This window comes from Fodinisporobacter ferrooxydans, from assembly GCF_022818495.1.
Lineage (GTDB): Bacteria > Bacillota > Bacilli > Tumebacillales > MYW30-H2 > Fodinisporobacter > Fodinisporobacter ferrooxydans.
Genome location: NZ_CP089291.1, coordinates 4157018 through 4175893, shown reverse-complemented (window position 1 = coordinate 4175893; position 18876 = coordinate 4157018). Strand labels below are relative to the sequence as shown.

Sequence of the window (18876 nt, the reverse complement as noted above, 5' to 3'; positions counted from 1 at the left end):
GTTTGATGTTTAGGAGGAATGAATATTCATGATTTCGAGCAACGATTTTCGTCCAGGTGTAACGATTGAATATGACGGGCAAATTTTTCGCGTAGTTGAATTTTTGCACGTAAAACCAGGAAAAGGTGCGGCATTTGTTCGTACGAAATTGAAAAATGTAAAGACGGGCGCTGTCAAGGAACAAACCTTCCGCGCGGGTGAAAAAGTGCCCCGTGCCCGCATTGAGACGCGGGAAATGCAATATCTCTACAATGATGGAGATATGTATACGTTTATGGACACAGAGACGTATGAGCAACTGCAAGTTCCGGGTAGCATGCTGGAATATGAATTGAATTTCCTGAAAGAAAATATGAACTGCTATGTCGTGATCTATGAAGGTGCAGCGATCGGAGTCGAAGTGCCGAATACGGTTGTACTCGAAGTGACCGAGACAGAGCCGGGCATTCGCGGCGATACGGCGACAGGCGGCACCAAGCCTGCAACAGTGGAGACAGGATATGTTGTACAAGTTCCGTTCTTTGTCAATACAGGCGATAAGCTTGTCATCGATACACGCAGCGGCGATTATGTTTCCCGCGCATAAGCAAACGATCGGCAAAAAACAGCAGCCGCTTTCCAGCAGCTGCTGTTTTTTCTTTTTGTCTCTTTTTGTCTGTTTGACTGGAAGAAGTTAACTTGCGATTGTTTGTGACTGTGATTTCCATTTTTCTTTTTGTTGGCGTTTGAACCAGAATAAGACTGCGAGCACAATGACAACTGGATATACAATGGCCCAACCGACAAAAGGAAAAATAAAGATCGTCAAGACCAGTGACAACCAGCTGATCGAAGCCCCCCACGGATGACCCCGGAGCAGCCGGGTACCTGCAGCGCACCCGCCAAGATATGTCAAGATAAACGTGGCATTTGGAAATTGGATCAGTGTCGTCAATGGTACCATGCCACTGCCATAGAGAAGCATGACAATGACAAAGCATACCGCCAAAAAGCCGATGCCGCCAACGGGTGTTTGCAAGCGTCCGGATACGCGGGCAAGCAGTTTTGGGGCATGGCCTTTGTTGGCGAGAGCATATGCCAGCCTGGAAGCGGCGCCTACGTACGCAATAATGGTCGCCGTACAGATGAAAATTGCCGTAAAACCTGCAATCAGAGCACCAAAAGCCCCGAAAATATGTTGGATCACCAACACCAGCGATGCATCTGAAGTTCCGCTGCCATAGCTATGTGTTGCAACAGTTGCCAATGCAGTTAAAAAATATAAGATACCTACAACACACGCGGCAACAAATACTCCCTTTACAGCTTCACGCTCCGGGTCAATAAATTCTTCCGACATGTGAGACACTGCTTCCCAACCGATAAAACACCAAAACAAAATAGCGGTGGCTTTCCCGATCGAAATCCATCCATATTGTTCAAAGGGATGAAAATTTGCAAGCGCCATTTCCGGAAATGAACCGGCAATGGCAAGAATAAGCACAGCCAAGATGGCGGTTACGACAACAACTTGAATATTTCCGGCCAATTTCATGCCAATCAGGTTTATTAAAACTCCTATGAACAAAATGAGCGAAGCAATCAGCAGCTTTGCCCCAAATCCCAACCCCATGGCGGTGGTCAAATATCCTGCACCCGTAATGGCTGCGACTGGGGCGCCGATTGGAACAGACATCAGGAAAAACCAGCCCACCATTACGCCCGCTTTCTCGCCGAATGCTTGACTAACAAAATGCGAGACACCGCCGGCATTCGGGAATTTGGCTGCTAACAAGCCCATGGATAAAGCCATCGGCAATACCAAGAGCGTCATGATCCCCCAAGCAATCAATGAGGCGGGACCGGCAATTTCGGCGGCGAGTCCAGGGACCAATAACACTCCGGATCCAAGCACAGCGCCAATATACAAGGCAACTGCCTGCGGCAACCCAATCGTTGCACGGGAAAGTTTTTGATTGTTCATGTTGTTGTCTCTTCTCCTATTCCATATGTTTCTGGAAATATCCTAACAGATGTTGTTTTATTCGTAAAATGGATGATTCTGATCGAGATCATCGGAAAAATTGATACTAAAATTTTTGGACTAGTCCTGTTTTGGCTTTCGTATATATACATTGTCTGAATGTTTGGAGGTGTGGACATGTTTCGCGACTATATATTAACAGGCATGGTAGGTTTGCGATTGTTATCCGGCACAATTGAAATTTGCGCCGCGTTATTGATGTGGTATTTGGGAACGGTAGAAAAAGCGTTTACTGTTAACGCATTTTTGTCACTCGTAGGGCCGCTTGTGCTGGTTTCCGTTACTGCACTTGGTTTGACCGGCATGGCTGATTCCATTTCCATTTGGAAAATATTCATCATACTCTGTGGTGTCGGCCTCATCTTATATGGCGTGCACAGTTAACCATTTTTGTCAGCATATCCCTGATACAAATATGTTTAAACAACAGGATATTGGTCATACTAGTCTATGTACATATACCAAAAATAGGGGGAACGTCTGTGCAAAATTTACGCGAACGTATTGCATATTTGAAAGGATTATCGTCTGGTTTAAACGTTCAGCAGACATCACCCGAAGGTCGTCTGCTGCGGGAGATGATGGAAGTGATCGAGGAACTGGCAAAAGAACTTCAAGTTCTAAACTCCGCACATAGTTTGTTAGAGGATTACGTGGAAACATTGGATGACGACTTGTCCGATTTGGAAGTGGAAGTCTACGAGTCGGATTTTGATGATGATCTGTATGAATACGATGAAGATGCTGATTATTACGAAATGGAATGTCCAAATTGCCATGAAACGGTCGTTATATATGATGATATGATGGATGAGGAGGAAGTTGCAGAAATTGTCTGTCCGGAATGTCAACATACCCTTCTCGTCGCAGATGAATTCTCTGAGCTGCGGGAGTCTTTTGTAGAAGTGGACGATACGGTCACAGTTGAGTGATATGCAAGCAAGATGTCCAACCGTTAATGATTGACAAGTATAGGAAATCTATTGAAAAAGCGCATTTCTATGTACACTCCAAGACCGTTCGCCGATATTAGACTTTGGTGGTCGTTTCAGCCGTACTTGGCGTTGTATCATGTACGACGGAACGACCACCATTTGTCTGATGCCCCTATCATTCCAACCGACTTTACACGAATTCGAATGTTCTGCCTGCATTTAATACCTGCATGAAAACAAATATCCGCATTAAAACAAATGATAGATCGGTATTTGTCTGCGCTTTTGTTCTTCCTTCTGTTGTGTTCGCCTGCGCAGGAAATGAAAGATAAGAACCATGCAAAGTAAAAAAACAATCAAAAATGCAACGATCCATTTGGTGATGACCGCTAGTTCATTCATCGCAAGCCATCCCCTCCTTTTCCTTTGCCACCACATTTCTCCCGTTCCCAACGATGCGTGACTTTACTCCACAACCGGAAAGTATTCTTTATTAATAAATGAAACCATCAGAAAGTTTGCCACGTACAAAATCCCATGTTTTAAAAATGTACAAAGGCTTGTTTGCATATCCTTCAGACTCGTCCCATATATATGGAATATCGGACAACGAAAAGGATGTGACAAGAGATGGCTATTGCAGAAACAAAAACCCAGCGAGCATTGGAGCAACAGATACTGTCAGTTCTTCCACAAAGTTTTCGTGAACGATTTCGTCAGCTGTTTCCGAATATTTCACAGGAATTACAAGAAATTCGCCTTCGTCTTGGGCGACCGCTGCAGTTTCATATCGCCGGAAACGACTATTTCGTTACAGCAAAGGGTCGCCTTACCGAGCAGCAACAGGAAGCGTTGCTTGTACAAGCGGAAGATGTAGAAGCTTGTTTGCAACTGATTACAAAGTCCTCCTTTTACGCCTTGGAAGAAGAGCTGCGGAAAGGATTTATCACCATCGAAGGCGGTCATCGGGTAGGAATTGCCGGGCGAGTCGTTCTGGATGCCAGTGGAAGTATTCAAACGATGCGCGATATTACACACATAAACATTCGAATTGCCAAAGCGATCCATGAAGCATCGCGAGGATTGGAAAACCTGCTTTCCGACACGGTTGCAAAAACGATCTGGAATACGTTGATTATCGCACCGCCGCAATGTGGGAAAACGACCATTCTGCGGGATTTATGCAGACGAATCAGCAATGGAACGTTTCACCGCCTGATTCCCGGCTTAAAAGTCGGTTTGGTCGATGAACGTTCGGAACTCGCCGCCGCCGTTCGCGGGATTCCCCAGCATGACGTCGGGGTGCGAACCGATATTTTGGACGCTTGTCCGAAAGCGCAAGGGATGCAAATGCTGATTCGTTCCATGTCTCCTGATGTGATCATGACAGATGAACTTGGCCGGGATGAAGATGCGTATGCCGTTATGGAAGCGCTCTATGCAGGAGTAAAAGTAGTGTCCACCATTCATGGGATAGGGATAGAGGATGCCAAAAAACGTCATTCCCTCGAGCGGTTATTCCGTGACAAGGCGTTTCAGCGTTTCGTGGTATTGAGCCGGCGGAAAGGGGTTTGTACGATCGAGTCTGTTTTGAATGAAGAAGGTCGGATCCTATCCGAGTGGCGGAGGGATTGCCATGTTTAAAACGATCGGAGCCGTTTGCATCCTTTTGTGGGGAAGCTGGATTGGTTTTGCCATTGCCAAAAAATATCGGGAGCGGCCGAAACAACTGCAACAGCTCTTAATCGCTTTTAAAATACTGGAAACTGAGATTTCCTACCATGCGCAACCGTTGCCAATTGCTTTACAGAATGTCGGGAAGCGGGTGGCTATGCCGATCGCCGTATTATTTTTGGAGACGGCTGAACGGTTATCCAAAAGCGAAGGGCGGCCATTGTCGGAGTATTGGTCGGCAGCGGTCGATGAGATGCTGCAGGAAGCTGCATTATTGGATGCTGACGGAGAACTGTTGCGTCAATTCGGTTTTACTCTTGGTTCATCGGACCGTCAAGATCAAATCCAGCATATCCATGGCGTTTGTGAAATGCTGCGAGTGTCGGAAGAGCAGGCGCGCGAGGAACAAGCTCGCCTGGAGAAAATGTGGAAATACCTCGGTGCAGTTACGGCAGTGATCCTTGTCATTTTATTGTATTAGCATAGCGATTTGCATGACGTTGTCAGTTCGAGAATATCGTCGATGATATGAGCGGGACGAAAGCTGAGGAGGCGGGTTACATGTTAATGGATGTTGGCATGATTTTCAAAATTGCAGGAATTGGGATTGTTGTCGCGATTTTGCACACAGTGCTCAAACAATTGAAACAGGAAGAGTTTGCACATTGGGCGACACTGACTGCCGTTGCAGTGGTGATGTATTTCATTGTCAGTTATCTCGGTCAATTATTTATACAGGTGAAGCAAGTATTTTTCATGCAATAGTCCGGAAAAGAGGTTTCCTTTCAATGGAGATCATACAAATTGTCGGTCTCGGTCTTTCAGCTACCATTTTTATCTTGCTTGTCAGAGAAAGGGCGCCATCCTTTGCCTTTTTATTGGGGCTTGTCGTATGCATTCTGATGTTTTTGTTCGTATTGCAAAAGGTTGGAACCGTCATCGGATTTATTGAAAATTTGGCCAATCAGGCGAACATTGGAAGTATCTATGTGCAGACCATTTTTAAAATCATCGGAATTGCTTATATTGCCGAGTTTGGTGCGCAAATTGCCCGGGATGCCGGACAAGGAGCGATTGCGCAAAAAATTGAACTCGTCGGAAAGATATTGATTCTGGTGTTTGCCATACCGATTTTACAAGTGATCGTCGATACCATTTTGCACTTATTGCCGCAGTGAGGTGAACATATGCATCTGTTCAAATGGCTACGTGTCATTGTTTTGCTTCTGTTGTGCCAAGGAGGAACATTGCTTTTGGGGAATTTGACTGCTTTCGCCGCAAGTGATCCGGGCATTACGGCGCCGCAGGTTCAGGCTGAATACCCGCAAGTAAGCAGTGCAGATCCCGGTCAGAAAAATAATGGCGAAAATCAGGCATCGAATCAGACAAGCCAGCATATAGATACCTCAAAGGTAGACAAGTTCTGGAATGATCTGCATGAGAAGTATGGCGGTTACCTGCCCAATATGCAAAACGGAGATATATTCCATGCCTTTCTGCCAGGCAACAAAGGTTTTGGCATAAAAGGGGTGATCGAGGGGATTGTCCGATTTGTATTCCATGAATTGTGGTCGGACTCCAAGCTGCTTGGGACGATTTTAATTCTTGGACTTTTGGCGGCATTGCTGACAACGATGCAATCGGCGTTTGAATCCAATATGGTCAGCAAGCTATCGTATTATGTTTGCTATATGGTATTGATCGTACTTGCCATTACATCTTTCAATACTGCGATTGGTTACGCCAAACAGGCGATTCAGACAATGGTCGATTTTATGGCGGCGATGATCCCGATGATGCTGACGATGCTGGCATCTGTAGGAAACATTACAACCGTAACCCTGTTTCACCCGTTGATGGCTTTTATTATTAACATTACGAGTGCCGTAGTTTTATATGTCGTATTTCCACTGTTGTTTTTCTCAGCCATTTTAAACATTGTCAGCGGACTTTCCGATTCCTTCAAATTCAGCAATTTGGCCGGACTCATTCGAACTGTTTCACTGACTTTGTTGGGTGTGTTATTCATGTTTTTTCTCGGAATTATTTCCGTTGAGGGAGCGATTGGAACTGTCACTGACAGCTACTCGATCAAAGCGGCAAAATTTTTGGCGAGTAATTTTATTCCTGTCGTCGGCAAAATGTTTTCGGATGCTACAGAGACTGTAATTGGCGCATCGCTTTTGGTGAAAAACGCCGTTGGACTCGGCGGCGTGCTGATTGTTCTGTTTATTTGCGCATTTCCGTCGATTCAAATACTATCTCTGTCGCTTATATACAATTTGGCATCTGCTTTGATTCAACCGCTGGGGAATTCACCGATTGTATCCTGTCTGAGTCAAATTGGCAAAAGCATGTCACTCGTGTTCGCCGCTTTGGCGACTGTCGGATTGATGTTTTTTATCTCGATTACGATGATCATTGCAGCCAGCAATTTGTCTGTCATGATGAGGTAGGTGAAATGCGGTGGATACCATGATGTATCTAGGGCTTTGGTTTAAACGGATGATTCTCGTTTTGCTGCTGTCCGTGTTTTTGGAATTTTTACTCCCGTCAAATCTGATGCAGCGATACGTTCGGCTTGTCATGGGATTCGTATTGATCACGATCATGCTGCTGCCGATCAGCCAATTTTTGCATATCGATATCAATCAGGTCGAACAACAGGTATTGCAAATGGTGCAGGGCGGATCAATGACAAATTCGAGTCTTTCATCCATTCTGCAGCAGGGTGAACAACTCAAGCGGCAAGATGCCAGGCAATCGGTTAGCGATTGGGAGACGCATTTGAATGAATTGATAAAAAATCAGTTGCAGCAGCGGTTTTCGATTCAAGCAGATTCTGTATCCGTGCATGGCGATCCCGGCAACAAGCAAACAGGCGCTGCGATCACAAGCGTGGATATACGGCTCCCGCAGATCGGCAGTGAAAAGAAACCAAACGCAGCAACATCGACAGCGATGCAATCGTCCCTGCACATAGCTCCAGTTCAACCGCTGCCGTCATTGAAAACCGATTCGATACAGAAGGCGGACAGTCTGTCAACAGCGCAAGCAACATTGTCGCCGCAAGAAAAACAGATCAAACAGCAAGTGCAGGAATATTTGCAGCAACAGCTCTCAGTTCCACAGCAACAGATTCATATATCTTTTGATGATTCGATAAGGAGGTGATACGAATGCCATCCTTCCGCGATTTTTCCAAGTTTCCAAAATGGATTTGGATTGTCGGTATTTTCGGGGTTTTTTTGATGCTATTCGGTTCCTTTGGTTCCACTGCCATTACGGATAAACAAATTCGTGGCGCACCGGCGCCTGCACAGGCCAATCCCGGCAATCCGGAAGTGGACAATTTTATGAGTTATGAAGAAACGTATAACAAACAACTGGAAACGATGCTGAACCAGTTGCCTGGCGTGAGTGATGCGCAAGTCATGGTGACAATCGACTCGACTGCAGATGTCATATACGCACAAAATTTGCAATCGACCAAACAAACCACCAATGAATCCGATAAAACAGGTGTGCAGCGAACGGTTACACAAAGCAACCAGAATGGACAGCTGGTAATCGTTCATCAAAATGGCAATGATGTACCCGTCGTCGAAAAGAAAGTCATGCCAAAAATTCGCGGTGTACTGGTAGAAGCCAAAGGTGCCGAAAGCGCCCGCGTCCAGGAAGAAATTAAAAATGCCATTCAGGGAGCATTGGATATTCCGATCTATAAAATCTCTGTATTGCCCAAAAAATAATCAAGGAACAAAGTCGAGGAGGAAGCGAAAATGGTCAAACGTCAAACAGTATGGTTGTCGACAATGATGGTATTATCGCTCATGTTGATCGGGTATTACACGGTAGGAACAAACACCACGGCAACAAACACATCGAATTCGCCAGTGGGTGTGAAGACAACAGGCAGTGAAAAGCCTTCCGTGCAAACGGAATCAGCTGCGCCGGGTTCATCCAAATTAAGCGGCAGTGACTATTTCGCCCAATTGCGAATGGATGCGGCAGCCAGAGAAGCACGGGCAGAAGATCAATTGACGGCGATCAAATTAGATACGAAAGCAACATCCGAACAAGTGGCACAAGCATCGAAAAAACTTGATCAGCTGCAACAATTGCAAGGAAAGCTGGGAACGCTGCAGGATGAGATCAAAGGCCAAGGCTTCAAAGATGTGTTAGTCTCTGAAGATCCGGATACAAGCAAGGTGCAAGTGGTCGTTGAGGCTACCCAACTATCCAATGACCAGGTGGTAAAAATCCTCAATACGGTTCACAATCAATTGCATGTGCCGTCGACCGACATCAGTGTTTCTTTCCATTCATAAGGGCTCGCGGGTTTCATTGGCTGTAAAAATGGCGCATTGGCATTCCAGCCAAGACAGATCCCCTCGTGTGGCTGATCCACGAGCTTGAACTGCACGTATCTCCCGCTTGCAGAAGCGGGAGTGTTTTGTTGCGGTTTGCCGTGAATTTGGCGCGAATTCCCGTTCCTCCTCCTAGCAGCGACAGAAACAGATATGCTATACTAGAACAGATGGGCACTGCTACCATTCTATGAGGAGTGACGTAACATACAATGTTTAAATTAAGTGAAATTCGCGAGTTGATTCGGTTGCTCGATGAAACAAGCGTATCCGAATTATTAGTCGAAAATGACGGTACGAAACTACATATCAAAAAACCGGATGTACAAGCAGCAGCTTCTGTTCAGCCGGTATCTGTCGTACAAGCATCGCCAGCCATTGCAGCACCTTCTGTACAGGCGACATCGGAGGCTCCTGCCAGCGCCAAAGCGGCAGCAGAAGCTCCGCCTGCCGCCGTGGCGGCTGCTGCAAACGTTGCCCAAAAGGAAGATGCAGATTTGCATAGGATTGTTTCGCCGATGGTTGGCACATTCTATGCGGCTCCGGCACCTGACAAGCCGCCGTATGTTTCCGTTGGCAGCAAAGTAACGGAAAAATCGGTTGTTTGCATTCTGGAAGCGATGAAATTAATGAATGAGATCGAAGCGGATGTTCGCGGCGAAATTGTGGAAATCCTTGTGGAAAACGGACAAATGGTCGATTATGGGCAGCCTATGTTCCTCGTCAGAGTAGAAAGATAGGGGGATTTTTGGTGTTCAAAAAAATATTGATTGCCAATCGCGGCGAGATTGCGGTCCGCGTCATTCGTGCATGCCGTGAATTAGGGATTGGTACTGTCGCGATTTATTCCGAAGCGGATAAAGAAGCTTTGCATGTGAAACTGGCGGATGAAGCTTACTGTGTGGGTCCTACACCGGGAAAACAGAGTTATTTGAACATCCCGAACATCATCAGTGTGGCAACGTTGACAGGCGTTGACGCCATTCATCCGGGATATGGGTTTTTGGCTGAGAACAGTGATTTTGCCGATATTTGTCAAGCGTGCAAAATTACGTTTATCGGTCCTTCAGTAGAAGCGATTGAAAAAATGGGCGACAAGTCTGTCGCCAAAGATACGATGAAGCAAGCAAATGTACCTGTGGTGCCAGGGACAGACGGACTTGTGGAAGACATCCAAGATGCCCTTGATGTCGCAAAGACGATTGGCTATCCGGTGATTATCAAGGCAACTGCCGGCGGCGGCGGCAAAGGGATCCGGATCGCACGCACGCCGGAAGAACTGGAAAGTTTGATTCAGATGGCGATGGTCGAAGCAGAAACTGCGTTTGGCAATCCGGGTGTATATATAGAGAAATACATAGAACAAATGCGCCATGTGGAAGTACAGATCATGGCAGACAATCATGGCAATGCGGTGTATTTGGGAGAGCGGGACTGCACCATTCAGAGGCGCCTGCAAAAACTTCTGGAAGAAGCGCCATCTCCTGCGCTGACGCCGGAGGTTCGCAAGCGGATGGGAGAAGCCGCCGTTGCTGCCGCCAAAGCCGTGAACTACTCAGGAGCGGGTACGATCGAATTTATCTATGACAACGGCAATTTCTATTTCATGGAAATGAATACCCGCATTCAGGTGGAGCATCCGGTCACGGAACTGGTCACCGGATTTGATCTGATCAAAGAGCAAATCCGGGTGGCTGCCGGTATGCCGCTATCCTTTACACAGGATGACATCGTCCTTGACGGATGGGCCATGGAATGCCGCATCAACGCCGAAGATCCGGAGAAAAATTTCATGCCCAACCCGGGAACCATCCGCGAATATTTGCCGCCGGGCGGTTTTGGAGTGCGTGTGGACAGCGCGGCATATTCCGGGTATACGGTTACTCCCTTTTATGACTCGATGATTGCCAAGCTAATCGTCTGGGGGAAGGATCGGGAAGAAGCGATCGCGCGAATGGACCGGGCATTGCGGGAATTTCATATCGAGGGAATTAAAACGACGATTCCATTCCATATCAAGCTGCTGCAGCATCCGGCGTTTCGATCCGGAGAATTCAATACGCGTTTCCTGGAACTGCATCAACTGTAATCCAATGCGATCTGCAAATGAGTCGTCCAGTTTTGGACATTGTCTCATTTGACCACCTTTGTTATACTTAGGTAGCAAGTATTACGGATTACCATAAAAAGGAGAGATCCGCAGATGCTAAACGATTTTACAACGACAGAACAAGGGAATATCAAAATTGCGAATGAAGTGATCGAAGTGATCGCAGGTCTTGCAGCTACCGAAGTTCAAGGTGTTGCCGGCATGAGCGGCGGGATCGTCGGTGGAATAGCAGAATTATTGGGCAGGAAAAATTTGTCCAAAGGTGTAAAAGTCGAAGTAGGCCAAAAACAATGCGCAGTTGACGTGTCAATCGTTGCGGAATACGGTGTTCGCATTCCGGAAGTTGCAGGGGACATTCAACAAAATGTCAAGCAAGCCATTGAAAGCATGACAGGCCTGGAAGTTGTGGAAGTCAATGTCCATGTTCTTGGCGTCACTTTCCATAAGCCGGAAGAACGAGAAGAAGAAGTGCCGGCACGAGTCCGGTAAAGGATTGATCGTATGAATATACTGGATCGTATCGTTCTTTGCATGTATGCCATCATCGTTGGACTGGCAAGCGCATTGCTTGCATTCCATGGATATGGCGGAAATTTGCTGTTGCATTTGCTTGCACCGCTGCAAGGAGATATGTGGACATTTGCAAGCGGGATCGTGATGTTTCTGCTCAGTATTCGGTTTCTCTTTATGCGCGGCAAAAAAACGGAGCGTTTTTCATCATTCGTACAACGAACAACGAATGGCGATGTCAATATCAGCTATCAGACCCTTGAGAGTTTAGCGATTCGCGCTGCACAATCCATGCGGGGATTGGCAGAAATGAAAGCATCCATTATTCAGGCAGAAGGCGGAATTGCCATCAAAATACGAGGCCTTGTTCAGCCGGACTTGAACGTTCCGACACTTACCGAACAATTGCAGGAAAAAGTGCGAACATATGTCCAAGACACGACTGGAATCCATGTCCGATCAGTCACGGTTTCGATTCGGGATATTGTAAATGGGCAATCGGTCAAACGCAACAAATCGGAACGGATACGGGTGGAATAATACAATGGATCGTTGGGAACGGGTTGTCGCATTGTGGGAAAAACGGAATTCGCGTACATTGGGACTGCTTTCCGGTATTGTGCTGGGTTTTATCTATCTAATTGCAGGTTTCTGGCATACGATCATGTTTGTGTTGTTTGTGACAGCCGGCTGGTACATTGGCAAAGTTTTGGATGAGCGGGAAGGTTGGTATGATGTGATTGAACGCATCATTCCAAACATCCACCGATTTCGTGAGTAGCCCCACTGTTCAATCAGTGGGGTTTTTTGGGTGTGAAAAGGCAACGGGATGCGGAAAATGGTTTACAAATGGTCCCTTGTGCGCACAATGTGTATGAAAGCAGCAAGGATGTCCAACCATGAATAACTATAGAATGCGATTGGCAGTTTCTATTAGGCTGCGGTTTGTAGTGTCTGTCCGGCTTAAAATAGTACATAGTTCGAATGTTAGGGGAGTTTTTGTATGAGTCGCAGAATTACCCGGGAAAAAGCGTTGCAAACACTTTTTCAAATGGATGTCGCAGATGCGGATAAAACGTTGGCGATGGATTTTGCTCTGGAGCATGAAGGGAGTACAGTTGATCGTCCGTATTTTCAACGGTTGATAGAAGGGATTTTGAAACATAAATCGAAAATTGATTCCATCATAAAAACATACAGCATCGGCTGGGAATTGGATCGAATGGCTGCAGTCGATCGCAATGTATTGCGTTTGGCAACATATGAGTTGTTGTTCGAAACAGATATACCGGAAAACGTAGTATTAAATGAAGCAATTGAAATTGCAAAAACATTCAGTACACAGGAATCCGGTAAATTTGTCAATGGCATTTTAGGCAAAATGATTCAAGATCGCGATTCCTTGCGCTCCAAACTTTCAGGAGCCGATGAGAATGATGGAAAGACATCGGAAGTGGAGTGATATGCTTTGACTTCCAAGTGTGTTTTGGGAATCGATACGAGCAATTACACGACATCCATATGTGTGATTGATGAGCAAGGGGAGATCATCCATGAAGCGCGGCAACTATTAAAGGTGCCGCAAGGACAAAGAGGTTTGCAGCAGTCTGCCGCGCTGTTTCAGCACATTCAAAATTTTCCTGATCTATTCCGCTCCGTACAACCGTTTGGCGACCGCTTGGCGGCAGTTGCAGTCAGTGAAAAACCCCGGCCGCTGTCAGGTTCTTATATGCCTGTGTTTACGGCGGGAATGGCCATTGCCGAGGCGATTGCAGCGACTTGCGGCGTGCCGTTGGTCAAAACAACACATCAGGAAGGGCACATCGCGGCCGGTGAGGGAACGGCCGGTGATGTGCCGACAGACCAATTTCTGGCGATCCACTTGTCTGGCGGGACCACCGACTTGCTGTTGGTGGAACGAACAGATCCAGGGTATCAAATCCGAGAACTGGGCAGCAGCCGCGATTTGCATGCGGGACAGTTTGTCGATCGGGTCGGCGTTGCATTAGGTTTGCCGTTTCCCGCAGGTCCCCATTTGGAAAACCTGGCTCGCGTATGTGACACAGGCGCAAGGAGTCATGGCGAGCAGGCGGATGTGCCAGGATTTTTTTTGTCGGCACCGATAAAAGGATATGAACTTAGTTTTTCCGGCGCGGAGACAAAGGCATTGCGGGCATTTGAGGAAGGGGTGCCTAAGGAACGGATCGCTCGGGCTGTCGAAAGCTGCATTGCCAAAGGCATGGAGAAGCTGCTGGTAAAAGCGAAACAGGAACTTCAATTGACACATGCGTTGCTTGTCGGAGGTGTTGCTGCGAACCGGTGGATTCGGCAACGTCTTGTGCAACGATTGCAGCATCCCGCTGTGGGATTGCGGCTGTTCTTTGCGGAACCGAAATATTCTACCGACAATGCATTCGGAGTTGCTAGAATCGGTTTGAAATGGTACGAGAAGACCATTGGTACAAACCCTATATTATAGTATAATTCAAAATTATAGAGGACGTTCAAAAAGTAGTCAAAACTCCACGGCGGATTGCTTTGCCGAATCCCAAAAAGGCTTACTCATGTACCAAACACGTACACTCCGTCGCCTTTTCGTGCTTCGGCTTCGCACTCCTTGTGTCTTACTTAACCACTTTTTGAACACGCACTTATAGTATCATGAGGTTTGGTTGAAAAGGTTTACAAATTTGCTATCTCAGTGGAAATGGACAAGAGAGGGGTTTTTACCATGGTGCAAGACGACAAAGTGTATGATATTACGATTATCGGCGGCGGCCCTGTCGGTTTGTTTACGGCGTTTTATGCCGGCATACGTGCTGCTTCGACGAAAATCATCGATAGTTTGCCACAACTGGGCGGGCAGCTTTCTGCTTTATACCCGGAAAAATATATCTACGATGTAGCCGGTTTTCCAAAAGTAAAAGCACAAGAGCTGATCGATCAACTCAAAGAGCAAATGTCCCGGTTTTCACCGACGGTTGTGCTTGGAGAACAAGTCATGGATGTGGAAAAGCAAGCAGACGGTCTTTTCCGCCTGACGACGACAGCCGGTGTGCATGTTTCCAAAACAGTTATTTTAACAGGCGGAATCGGCGCATTCACACCGAAGCAACTGCCGGCTGAAAACACGGAGAAATTTGAAAACAACGGCATTTATTATTTTATTGATGATCTGGAAAAATTCCGCGGCAAAAAATGCGTAGTGGTCGGCGGCGGTGACTCAGCCGTTGATTTTGCATTGATGTTGGAGACTGTAGCGGAAAAAGTGACATTGGTGCACAGGCGTGACGGATTCCGGGCACATGAGGAAAGTGTCAGACAATTGCACGATTCCAATGTGGAGATGAAAGTATTTTATGAATTACAAGCATTGCACGGGGAAGAAAAATTGGAACGTGCAACTTTGATTCAAAATAAAACCAAACAATTGGAAGACATCGATGTCGACGTGATTATTGGAGCTCTCGGATTTAGCGCAAGTCTTGGACCGATCCTCGACTGGGGCCTTGAAATCGAAGATAACGCCATTGTCGTCAATACAAAAATGGAAACAAATATTGAAGGAATCTATGCAGCGGGAGACATCGTCACATATCCGGGCAAAATAAAATTGATTGCCACAGGTTTTGGCGAAGCGCCGACAGCTGTGAACAATGCAAAAATGTATATCGATCCCAAGTCAAAATTGCACCCTGGCCATAGCAGCAGCATGAAATTATAATACAAGTGTGTGTTCAAAAAGTGGTTAAGTAAGACACAAGGAGTGCGAAGCCGAAGCACGAAAAGGCGACGGAGTGTACGTGTTTGGTACATGAGTAAGCCTTTTTGGGATTCGGCAAAGCAATCCGCCGTGGAGTTTTGACTACTTTTTGAACATCCTCTACAAGTATGACGCAATGTGGCGTACATGTGTTGAATCGGGGGATCCGTTGAAAAGATCCATTAAAGGAGCGAAAAAGCAATGAGCGATCAAACACTTGATTTGTTGTTGGCTTCCGTCCGTGATTTGACAAAAGCAGTATATGAGATGCGTCAGGAAATGAATGAGATGCGTCAGGAAATGAATGAATTTCGACGGGATTCGGACAAGTTCCGCAAAGAAATCCGGGAAGAAATGCATGCCGAGATTTCCGGCCTGCGGGAAGAAATGCATGCGGAGATTTCCGGCCTGCGGGAAGAAATGCGTGCGGAGATTTCCGGCCTGCGGGAAGAAATGCGTGCGGAGATTTCCGGCCTTCGCGAAGAGATGCATGCCGAGATTTCCGGTCTTCGCGAAGAGATGCATGCCGAGATTTCCGGACTCCGTACAGAAATGAACAACAAGATCGATGCTCTCCATACGGATTTGACGAACTTCCGGCAAGAATTCAAAGAGTTTAAAGAATCGGCAAATGGAAGCTTAATGAAGATCCAAAATGATCAGGACTATATCAAAGTCAAATTATTTGACCAGGAAAAAGAGATACACTATTTACGAAGAGCCCGTTAAGGATTCGTCCACAATCCTGTCCGCCGCCATACGGGAAGATGACACAATCAAAAGTTCACGCTACAATAGTGTGAGCTTTTATTTTATTATACATGCGTAAATATCTATACGGAAATATCTGTGATACGATCTGTGAATGATGCGATCGGAATGCATGCGGCGTGTAAGAACTTTGAAATTTAGAAATAAAAGCACTTCAGATGTAAGCATGTCCATACAATGTGAAACAGAGGTGGTTTTGTTGACAGCGACAGTAATTGATGGAAAAAAAATTGCCCATGCGCTGCGGGAGCGCTTAAAGCAAGAGGTGGCAGAACTTGCCGCGCATCATGTGCAACCGGGCCTGGCAGTGATCCTGGTAGGGGAAGATCCGGCTTCACATAGTTATGTGAGAGGGAAAGAAAAAGCTTGTGAAAGCTTGGGAATATACTCAAAAGTGTATCGATTGCCTGCAAGCGTATCGGAAGCGGAGCTGTTGCATACCATTCACGAATTAAACGAATCTTCCCTGATTCATGGAATTCTTGTTCAATTGCCGCTGCCGTCTCATATTTCGGAATCATCCATATTGCTTGCGATTTCACCGGATAAAGATGTGGACGGATTTCATCTGATGAATGTCGGTAAATTGCAAACCGGATTGCCCACATTCCTGCCTTGTACACCACATGGTGTCATACAATTGCTGCAGTATGAAAACATTCCGATCGAAGGAAAGCACGCGGTGATCGTCGGACGCAGCAATATCGTCGGCAAGCCGTTGGCCGCCTTGTTGCTGCAGCACAATGCGACAGTGACCATCTGTCATTCGAAGACCGTTCATTTAAAGAATTTCACAAAGCAGGCGGACATCCTGATTGCCGCCGTCGGCAAACTGCGAATGATCACGGCCGATATGGTCAAAAGCGGGGCGGCAGTGATCGATGTAGGAATCAATCGCGTGAACGGGCGGTTGGTTGGCGACGTGGATTTTGAGGAAGTGCGGCATGTTGCTTCCGCGATTACTCCAGTCCCGGGCGGAGTCGGGCCGATGACGATTGCCATGCTTTTGTATAATACAGTAGAAGCAGCAAAGAGATTGGAGTCGTAAGATGGTTAGCGGCTTTATGGCAAAAACCAGCATAGAAACGATTCTATCCATCGGCGAACTCAATCTGTATGTAAAGCGGCTCATGCAAACAGATCCTGTTCTTGCAAATGTTTGGGTCCGTGGAGAGATTTCCAATTTTACTCACCACAGCCGCGGGCATATGTACTTTACTTTGAAAGATGATCAAAGCAGGATACGGGCCGTGATGTTTGCAGGCAAAAATCGAAATTTGATGTTTTTGCCGAAAGATGGAACAAAAGTAATTGCAAGAGGTTTTGTCGATGTCTATGAACGGGATGGACAGTATCAATTTTATGTTGAAGAAATGCAGCCGGACGGGATTGGCGCATTGCATCTTGCGTTTCAACAGTTAAAGGAACGGTTGGAAAAGGAAGGCTTATTTGCTCAGGAACGAAAGCGCATGTTGCCTGTGTTTCCAAAAGTGGTCGGAGTGATTACTTCACCGACGGGAGCGGCTGTGCGCGACATTATTACGACGATCCAAAGAAGATGTCCCGCCGTTCATGTACTGTTGCACCCGGTACTTGTCCAAGGAAGGGATGCGGCGCCATCTGTGGCAAAAGCGATTGAGACGATGAATCAACTCGGCGAAGCGGATGTCCTGATCGTCGGGCGGGGCGGCGGTTCCCTCGAAGAACTCTGGGCGTTTAATGAAGAGATCGTTGCACGGGCCATTTATCAATCCCGGATCCCTGTCATATCGGCTGTCGGTCATGAGACAGACTTTACGATTGCGGACTTTGCAGCAGATGTACGTGCAGCCACGCCGACTGCGGCTGCGGAGTTGGCAGTTCCGCATCTGAGCGACCTGCTGCGCCATGTGGATCAACTCCGGGATCGGTTGTCTGCAACATTGCATGGCATGGTCAAGGAAAGACGGAAACACTTTGAGAGGCTTGCCGCTTCCTCCGTGTTTATCCGTCCTGCACACACATTGCTGGAGAAAAAACAATACGTTGACCACCTGGAAAATCAATTGGAACTGGTTTTGACACAACTTGCCAAACGGTTGAATCGAAGATTGTCCGATGCAACGCAAACATTGACGGCATGCGACCCGAAACACCGGATCGCAAAAGCGTCCGGGGAGACCCGGTTGTTGCAACAACGGTTGGTCAAAGCAGTTCAGGAACGGTATCATACGGGTGAACGAAACTTTGAACGGTTATTGGACAAGCTTGAGATGCTCAATCCGCTCCATGCCATGCGGCGGGGATTTTCCCTTACATTTAAAGATCGAAAAGCAACGCAGATGGTAAAATCCTTGCGAGACGTGCAGCCTGGGGATATCGTTCATGTTCGGCTGCAGGATGGCATGCTGGATTGTCAAGTATGGGGGATGGAGGAAATCGATGATGACGAAACATCTGGAAAAAACGGAGAATATGGCGGGCAATCAAGATCCCAATCAAGGCCAACATCAAGATCCGGAAACAACGTTTGAAACTGCATTAAACCGATTGGAACAAATTGTGCGCCAGTTGGAAAGCGGCGAATTGCCTTTGGATCAAGCCATTGCGCAATTTCAGGAAGGCATGCAATTAGCAAAAGTGTGCCGGGATCGATTGGATCAGGCAGAACAAAAAATAGAAATGTTGGTGCAAGAAGCCGGAAGTTTTCAAAAACGGCCATTTCAGCCAGAGGAGTAAGT

25 protein-coding genes are annotated in these 18876 nt (G+C 46.7%); 23 read left to right on the top strand and 2 right to left on the bottom strand.

Going from position 1 to position 18876, the window contains the following annotated elements; genetic code table 11:
• Positions 1-28: 28 nt before the first annotated feature.
• Positions 29-586, top strand: a complete 558-nt coding sequence (gene efp, locus LSG31_RS20120) for an elongation factor P (RefSeq protein WP_347436815.1) — start codon at positions 29-31, stop codon at positions 584-586.
• 87 nt (positions 587-673) lie between these two features.
• On the opposite strand, the gene LSG31_RS20115 is transcribed toward efp, so the two are convergent.
• Positions 674-1963, bottom strand: coding sequence for an amino acid permease (locus LSG31_RS20115; RefSeq protein ID WP_347436814.1), 1290 nt, complete (start codon positions 1961-1963; stop codon positions 674-676).
• Positions 1964-2140: 177 nt separating this feature from the next.
• On the opposite strand from LSG31_RS20115, the gene LSG31_RS20110 reads away from it, so the two are divergent.
• Together LSG31_RS20110 and LSG31_RS20105 are read left to right on the top strand one after the other, a co-directional pair.
• Positions 2141-2407 (top strand): YqhV family protein, encoded by a 267-nt coding sequence (locus LSG31_RS20110; protein ID WP_347436813.1) that lies wholly within the window; start codon positions 2141-2143, stop codon positions 2405-2407.
• A gap of 98 nt (positions 2408-2505) precedes the next feature.
• Positions 2506-2955: a CD1247 N-terminal domain-containing protein gene (locus tag LSG31_RS20105; RefSeq protein ID WP_347436812.1), complete on the top strand. Its 450-nt coding sequence runs from the start codon at positions 2506-2508 to the stop codon at positions 2953-2955.
• 252 nt (positions 2956-3207) lie between these two features.
• Here LSG31_RS20105 and LSG31_RS20100 read toward each other — a convergent pair whose 3' ends face one another.
• Positions 3208-3360, bottom strand: coding sequence for a hypothetical protein (locus LSG31_RS20100; protein ID WP_347436811.1), 153 nt, complete (start codon positions 3358-3360; stop codon positions 3208-3210).
• A gap of 228 nt (positions 3361-3588) precedes the next feature.
• Between LSG31_RS20100 and spoIIIAA the strand changes: the two genes are divergently transcribed.
• The 20 genes from spoIIIAA to xseB all read left to right on the top strand — a co-directional run bounded on the left by spoIIIAA (position 3589) and on the right by xseB (position 18874).
• Positions 3589-4602 carry a stage III sporulation protein AA gene (spoIIIAA, locus tag LSG31_RS20095; protein ID WP_347436810.1) on the top strand — a complete coding sequence of 338 codons (1014 nt, stop codon included), beginning with the start codon at positions 3589-3591 and terminating at the stop codon, positions 4600-4602.
• Positions 4595-5113, top strand: coding sequence for a stage III sporulation protein SpoIIIAB (gene spoIIIAB / locus LSG31_RS20090; protein ID WP_347436809.1), 519 nt, complete (start codon positions 4595-4597; stop codon positions 5111-5113). The genes spoIIIAA and spoIIIAB overlap by 8 nt, the downstream gene beginning before the upstream one ends.
• Before the next feature lie 80 nt (positions 5114-5193).
• Positions 5194-5397: a stage III sporulation protein AC gene (gene spoIIIAC, locus LSG31_RS20085; protein WP_347436808.1), complete on the top strand. Its 204-nt coding sequence runs from the start codon at positions 5194-5196 to the stop codon at positions 5395-5397.
• 23 nt (positions 5398-5420) lie between these two features.
• Positions 5421-5810, top strand: coding sequence for a stage III sporulation protein AD (spoIIIAD, locus tag LSG31_RS20080; protein WP_347436807.1), 390 nt, complete (start codon positions 5421-5423; stop codon positions 5808-5810).
• A gap of 9 nt (positions 5811-5819) precedes the next feature.
• Positions 5820-7088 carry a stage III sporulation protein AE gene (gene spoIIIAE / locus LSG31_RS20075; RefSeq protein WP_347436806.1) on the top strand — a complete coding sequence of 423 codons (1269 nt, stop codon included), beginning with the start codon at positions 5820-5822 and terminating at the stop codon, positions 7086-7088.
• A 19-nt stretch (positions 7089-7107) separates the two neighbouring features.
• Positions 7108-7806 (top strand): stage III sporulation protein AF, encoded by a 699-nt coding sequence (gene spoIIIAF, locus LSG31_RS20070; protein WP_347439572.1) that lies wholly within the window; start codon positions 7108-7110, stop codon positions 7804-7806.
• Between the two features lie 5 nt (positions 7807-7811).
• Positions 7812-8384 carry a stage III sporulation protein AG gene (spoIIIAG, locus tag LSG31_RS20065; protein WP_347436805.1) on the top strand — a complete coding sequence of 191 codons (573 nt, stop codon included), beginning with the start codon at positions 7812-7814 and terminating at the stop codon, positions 8382-8384.
• Positions 8385-8414: 30 nt separating this feature from the next.
• The gene (locus LSG31_RS20060; RefSeq protein WP_347436804.1) at positions 8415-8963 is read left to right on the top strand and encodes a SpoIIIAH-like family protein; all 549 of its coding nucleotides are present in this window, start codon (positions 8415-8417) and stop codon (positions 8961-8963) included.
• Positions 8964-9214: 251 nt separating this feature from the next.
• Entirely contained in the window at positions 9215-9742 is a 528-nt protein-coding gene (accB, locus tag LSG31_RS20055) for an acetyl-CoA carboxylase biotin carboxyl carrier protein (protein WP_347436803.1), read from the top strand.
• A gap of 11 nt (positions 9743-9753) precedes the next feature.
• A complete protein-coding gene (gene accC / locus LSG31_RS20050; protein ID WP_347436802.1) occupies positions 9754-11091 on the top strand; it encodes an acetyl-CoA carboxylase biotin carboxylase subunit in 1338 nt (445 codons plus the stop codon).
• Between the two features lie 114 nt (positions 11092-11205).
• Positions 11206-11601: an Asp23/Gls24 family envelope stress response protein gene (locus LSG31_RS20045; protein ID WP_347436801.1), complete on the top strand. Its 396-nt coding sequence runs from the start codon at positions 11206-11208 to the stop codon at positions 11599-11601.
• A 12-nt stretch (positions 11602-11613) separates the two neighbouring features.
• Positions 11614-12162: an alkaline shock response membrane anchor protein AmaP gene (gene amaP / locus LSG31_RS20040; protein ID WP_347436800.1), complete on the top strand. Its 549-nt coding sequence runs from the start codon at positions 11614-11616 to the stop codon at positions 12160-12162.
• 4 nt (positions 12163-12166) lie between these two features.
• Positions 12167-12403, top strand: coding sequence for a DUF2273 domain-containing protein (locus LSG31_RS20035; protein WP_347436799.1), 237 nt, complete (start codon positions 12167-12169; stop codon positions 12401-12403).
• 222 nt (positions 12404-12625) lie between these two features.
• Positions 12626-13084: a transcription antitermination factor NusB gene (gene nusB / locus LSG31_RS20030; protein WP_347436798.1), complete on the top strand. Its 459-nt coding sequence runs from the start codon at positions 12626-12628 to the stop codon at positions 13082-13084.
• A gap of 6 nt (positions 13085-13090) precedes the next feature.
• Positions 13091-14101, top strand: a complete 1011-nt coding sequence (locus LSG31_RS20025) for a Kae1-like domain-containing protein (RefSeq protein ID WP_347436797.1) — start codon at positions 13091-13093, stop codon at positions 14099-14101.
• 252 nt (positions 14102-14353) lie between these two features.
• Positions 14354-15346, top strand: a complete 993-nt coding sequence (locus LSG31_RS20020; RefSeq protein WP_347436796.1) for an NAD(P)/FAD-dependent oxidoreductase — start codon at positions 14354-14356, stop codon at positions 15344-15346.
• A gap of 240 nt (positions 15347-15586) precedes the next feature.
• Positions 15587-16114 (top strand): hypothetical protein, encoded by a 528-nt coding sequence (locus tag LSG31_RS20015; RefSeq protein ID WP_347436795.1) that lies wholly within the window; start codon positions 15587-15589, stop codon positions 16112-16114.
• A gap of 241 nt (positions 16115-16355) precedes the next feature.
• Positions 16356-17204 carry a bifunctional methylenetetrahydrofolate dehydrogenase/methenyltetrahydrofolate cyclohydrolase FolD gene (folD, locus tag LSG31_RS20010; RefSeq protein WP_347436794.1) on the top strand — a complete coding sequence of 283 codons (849 nt, stop codon included), beginning with the start codon at positions 16356-16358 and terminating at the stop codon, positions 17202-17204.
• A 1-nt stretch (position 17205) separates the two neighbouring features.
• Positions 17206-18669: an exodeoxyribonuclease VII large subunit gene (xseA, locus tag LSG31_RS20005; RefSeq protein WP_347436793.1), complete on the top strand. Its 1464-nt coding sequence runs from the start codon at positions 17206-17208 to the stop codon at positions 18667-18669.
• Complete coding sequence (gene xseB / locus LSG31_RS20000) at positions 18581-18874, top strand: exodeoxyribonuclease VII small subunit (protein ID WP_347436792.1); 294 nt, start codon at positions 18581-18583, stop codon at positions 18872-18874. Before xseA ends, xseB begins: the two co-directional genes overlap by 89 nt.
• Positions 18875-18876 lie beyond the last annotated feature (2 nt).